Origin of the sequence: Bacillus sp. EE-W1 (genome assembly GCF_009760835.1) — a bacterium.
Lineage (GTDB): Bacteria > Bacillota > Bacilli > Bacillales > Bacillaceae_G > Bacillus_A > Bacillus_A wiedmannii.
Genome location: NZ_WIPE01000133.1, coordinates 1 through 4,136 on the forward strand (window position 1 = coordinate 1; position 4,136 = coordinate 4,136).

Consider the following 4,136-nt stretch of genomic DNA (forward strand, 5'->3'; position numbering starts at 1 on the left):
GATGATGCGGGCATTTATATCGCATTTTCGATGTACCTATTACATACTTAGTTTCTAATAGTTCGTAACCCCGTTCTTCAAACTTCGCTTTTACGACATCAAAAGATAGTCTAGACCGTCCCATCTTAACCCCTCCATTTATAAATAATCGATAATTTCTTCCGTGCTTACTTCTATATGTTCCGGATTCCGAGATAAATGTGCACTTTTCCTACGAATTTCTTCAAGAACTCTCGGTAACAACCTAGATCGCATATACGAATACATAAACGCAAAGTTTAATCCGGGATACTCCCGTGTCGGCTTATAGTCGGCGAAACATGCGTCGATGAATCGTTTTGTTGCTTCCGGTCCATGATCGGCGATGAACGTCTTGAGCATTCGGCCTTCCATCGCATAGCTACGAGTGACGTACGGAATTTTATAACGTTCTTCGTGTTCGTGCTTTAGGTACTCTCGGAAGGTTGTTACGTTCCACTTTTCGATTGGTAGGTTGCGGAAATCTTTCGTTGATATACGGGTCATTTAGCATCACTACCTTTCGTAAGCCCATTCTGACATTTATTCATTTCTCCTAACGCCCACTCTACGTGTTTATTTCCGCGGTCTATTTCCGCTTGTATCTCTTCTTTTGTATGAGATACGATAAACATGTACGCTATCTGACGCTCAATCATTTCGATAATGTCTTTCATTCCGTTCCCTCCTCGTCAAATAATTGCTTATGTAATTCCTCATTAGACGCCTGCCATAAATCCCGTCCGTCTTCCGTTTTAAATACGTTGCGACGAATTAGCGCCTCGATGTAGATTTCTTTCAGTAATAAATCGTGTAACTGCATTGCTCCTCCATTTGTACTAACCGTTAAATATACTTGCTAAATCCTCGATAACTCTCTCAGTATTTGATCGTAGAATTTACGTTAGCTACTTCTTTCTTCTGACGATACAATCTGTCTGTATGTCGAAGTCTCCGTCTAGTTTTCTAATATGATACTTACGCTCATCCAAGCGACTTCTCTTTTCACGAATCACTAACATTTGTTCCTTCGTTTTAGCTTTCGTTTCCTTTAGCGAGTCTAACGCTATCTTAAGTTCCTCCCAACGATCCTTGATTGCGCGTCGTTCTAATCGGACCTCCTTAAGTTTTTTCGCTAAGTGATATCCTCGGACAGAGCTGAACGTTTCTAACTCAACGATATGAAGCAAGTCTATTTGAACGAGTTCTATGTGTTTTAACTGACGTTCAACTTCGTTAAATACTGCTTCTAACGGAACTATCTCTTTGTCCAGATTCGCTAATAGACGTTGTAACCTACCGGCCGTTATATCTTTCATCGTAAACACCTCCTACTAATCACCTTTTGAATTTTTAATAATGCGCTCTATATAAAACTTATTTTTTATAAATTCATTTATACACATTAAACATTTATCAAACCCTTACAACTTCACTTACGCTTGTTGTATCTCATTATCTATTAGCGGCGTTCTTTTATATAAGTAATTACCGCCTAATATATTAATGATGGAAGGGTATTTCGCTAGAAATAGACTTCAAGGTTCTAGTTTTTAATCTTTAGTATAGTTCTTGTAAGTCTAGTTAATATGAGTATAGTTCGTCTGCACTTGGCGACAGGGACTCCATGACAAATTTAACAAGGACTCTCTTCCGTTTTTGTCAACCCCTCGTTAAAATAATCAGGAAGTTCTAATAATATATAGAGATTGGTAGACTGCCCATACTCATCAAACCTTGCTTTTACATCAATAAGCCCTAACTCTTTTAGAGTCCGCAATGATCTACGTACTGTACGTTCTGAGCACCTTGCTCTTTGCGATATTGCTGAAACACTTGGGTATGATTCCTTTGTGTCGTTATTTGCATAAGAACAAAGTACTGCGTATATTAGCTTATCTACTGGTTTCGTAATGAAACGCGTATCATCAATGACCGCTTTTGTTACCATAACGAATTTATTGTGGCGTAAATCAAGAACCCCTGACTTCAACTCTCTTCCTCCATTCATCAAATTGTTGTTTCGTATTATTTCCAAATCCGTATTCAGAATGGAAATTCAAATGACATTTATCACAGAGCGTCAATCCATTTTCCAGGTCAGTTCGTTCTTCCTCGAATAGGTCATAACTATTTAAATGGTGTGCAACTACGTTTTTGCTATTACCACATACTGTACACATGTAGTTATCTCTTTTCTTAACAGATTCGACCCAATTTCCGTAACCGGATATTAATCGTCTACTTACTCTTTCTACATCACTTAGTTGTCCATTGTGAGGTTTATTAGGTTGTGTAATAGCGAACTCATTATCGTATGGTAATTCAAACAAATTACTAATACTTAAACTGTATCGATTGGTAGAAAATTGTTTTCCGTTTAAAACGTTAGTTTCTTTAACAATTAATGGCTCACCATCCCAACGATACTCACACAACTTTTTAATTCGCTTATTTGCACTTTCTCTACTTACGTCTAGTGAATCCGCTATAACGTCTTGTGACGTATAACATTCTCCTACGTTATTCATAAATGAAACTAATACACATAACGTCTGCCACCTCTCATCCCCTAAATCTGAGACAATGCCGGACTCGATAGCATCAGTAGATATTTTTATAAAGGTAGCTTCATCTTGTTTTCCTACCAGAACGAAACACCTCCTAAAATTAAGTAAACACATTACGAATGCCTTATACTATACATGACGCACCGACTCAGGACTTCGCGCACTTTTTCCGAAAAAAAAATAAAATAATTTACGTTTTTCTACTTTTTATACCCCTATACAATTTGTGTCCAAGAGTTTAAAATACTTGATATGGAAGCTATTATTTCAATAGTTAAAGCCTTATGGAGGTTTAATTATGAAAGGTAGCGTATTACAAGATAAAAAAAGAGGAAGTTGGTATTTTTCCTTCGATTTAGGAAAAGACCCATTTACCGGAAAAAGAAGACAAATAAAACGACGTGGTTTTAAAACTGAAAAAGAAGCTGAAGATGCGTTGATTAAAATACAGGCCGAGATGTTAAATGATGAGTTTCTTGATTTGTCGCAAATGTCCTACTCTAAATATCTTGATGAGTGGTTCGAAGAAAGACGTATATATCTTCAGAAGTCCACTTACGAAATCCATTTAATCTACTGCGAGAACGTGATTAAGCCGAGACTAGGACATTTTCAATTACAAAAGATTGAGCCTATTCACATTCAAAAGTTTGTAAATAATCTAGTAAATGAGACAAGCTATTCATCTCACACTGTTCACTTAGTCTTTCGAATAGTAAGCGCATCTCTAAAAAAAGCAAAGACAATGAAGCTCATAAAAGATAATCCAGCGACAGGTACTACTTTACCGAAGAGACCAACGTAAGGAGATGGACGTTTGGTCGTTAGATCAAGTAAATTACTTCATAGCGGAATCCAAGAACATTAAGCGTCTCACACGCATTTATGTTGCGTGTGTAATGGCGTTATTAACCGGTATGCGACAAGGTGAGATTATGGGTTTACGTTGGAGAGATATTGATTTTGATAGGAACGTTATTTACATCAAACAAACTCTAACGCAAGCTGCGGAAATAAAAGTCGGAGCTAAGAACGCTTCTAGTGTACGGTCTATACACATTCCAGAAAAACTCGTTAGTGAATTAAAAATACATCGTAAAATGATTCTGGAAGAGCGTTTATATCACGGTCAAGACTACGAAGATAATGACCTAGTGATTTGCACGCGTACAGGCAAGCCGATGATTCCCCGTAACCTAAGAAAAGAGTTTTACAATTTAACGGAGAAACTCGAGTTACCTAAGATACGGTTCCATGACCTACGACATACTCATGCGACTATGCTGATTCAACAAAACGTTAATGTTAAATTAATTGCTGATCGATTAGGCCATTCCGACATTGAAACGACACTTAATACGTACAGTCACGTTCTTCCTGACATGCAAAAATCGGTATCTGAAAAACTCGATAAAATTATGAATACGTAAGCGATATGTTGCCACGTTTGTGTCCACGCTTAATTTTATGTCCGTTAACCGTCGGTAATACGTGAATTTACGTATACATGTGTCTAAGTGCCTGAAGAAGGTATGGTCGAAGTAGGCG

6 protein-coding genes and 1 pseudogene are annotated in these 4,136 nt (G+C 37.5%); 1 reads left to right on the top strand and 6 read right to left on the bottom strand.

Features of this window, described 5'->3' with window-relative positions; genetic code table 11:
- Window positions 1–138: 138 nt before the first annotated feature.
- The 6 genes from GFJ36_RS28350 to GFJ36_RS28375 all read right to left on the bottom strand — a co-directional run bounded on the left by GFJ36_RS28350 (window position 139) and on the right by GFJ36_RS28375 (window position 2,702).
- Window positions 139–525, bottom strand: coding sequence for a hypothetical protein (locus tag GFJ36_RS28350; protein ID WP_157349818.1), 387 nt, complete (start codon window positions 523–525; stop codon window positions 139–141).
- On the bottom strand, window positions 522–695 hold the full coding sequence (locus GFJ36_RS28355; RefSeq protein ID WP_157349819.1) for a hypothetical protein: 174 nt from the start codon (window positions 693–695) through the stop codon (window positions 522–524). Before GFJ36_RS28355 ends, GFJ36_RS28350 begins: the two co-directional genes overlap by 4 nt.
- The gene (gene fbpA, locus GFJ36_RS28360) at window positions 692–841 is read right to left on the bottom strand and encodes a Fur-regulated basic protein FbpA (protein WP_157349820.1); all 150 of its coding nucleotides are present in this window, start codon (window positions 839–841) and stop codon (window positions 692–694) included. Before fbpA ends, GFJ36_RS28355 begins: the two co-directional genes overlap by 4 nt.
- Window positions 842–926: 85 nt before the next feature.
- On the bottom strand, window positions 927–1,337 hold the full coding sequence (locus GFJ36_RS28365; RefSeq protein ID WP_157349821.1) for a hypothetical protein: 411 nt from the start codon (window positions 1,335–1,337) through the stop codon (window positions 927–929).
- 317 nt (window positions 1,338–1,654) lie between these two features.
- The gene (locus GFJ36_RS28370) at window positions 1,655–2,011 is read right to left on the bottom strand and encodes a helix-turn-helix domain-containing protein (RefSeq protein WP_242016045.1); all 357 of its coding nucleotides are present in this window, start codon (window positions 2,009–2,011) and stop codon (window positions 1,655–1,657) included.
- A complete protein-coding gene (locus tag GFJ36_RS28375) occupies window positions 1,992–2,702 on the bottom strand; it encodes a helix-turn-helix domain-containing protein (protein ID WP_157349822.1) in 711 nt (236 codons plus the stop codon). Before GFJ36_RS28375 ends, GFJ36_RS28370 begins: the two co-directional genes overlap by 20 nt.
- Window positions 2,703–2,886: 184 nt before the next feature.
- Here GFJ36_RS28375 and GFJ36_RS28380 point away from each other — a divergent pair.
- Window positions 2,887–4,018, top strand: a pseudogene (locus tag GFJ36_RS28380) (site-specific integrase).
- The last annotated feature ends 118 nt before the right edge of the window (window positions 4,019–4,136 follow it).

Excerpts from the sequence above, each read along its gene's own strand:
- GFJ36_RS28355 (WP_157349819.1), bottom strand. The coding sequence starts at position 695 with ATGAAAGACATTATCGAAATGATTGAGCGTCAGATAGCGTACATGTTT.
- fbpA (WP_157349820.1), bottom strand. The coding sequence starts at position 841 with ATGCAGTTACACGATTTATTACTGAAAGAAATCTACATCGAGGCGCTA.
- GFJ36_RS28365 (WP_157349821.1), bottom strand. The coding sequence starts at position 1,337 with ATGAAAGATATAACGGCCGGTAGGTTACAACGTCTATTAGCGAATCTG.
- GFJ36_RS28375 (WP_157349822.1), bottom strand. The coding sequence starts at position 2,702 with ATGTGTTTACTTAATTTTAGGAGGTGTTTCGTTCTGGTAGGAAAACAA.
- GFJ36_RS28350 (WP_157349818.1), bottom strand. The coding sequence starts at position 525 with ATGACCCGTATATCAACGAAAGATTTCCGCAACCTACCAATCGAAAAG.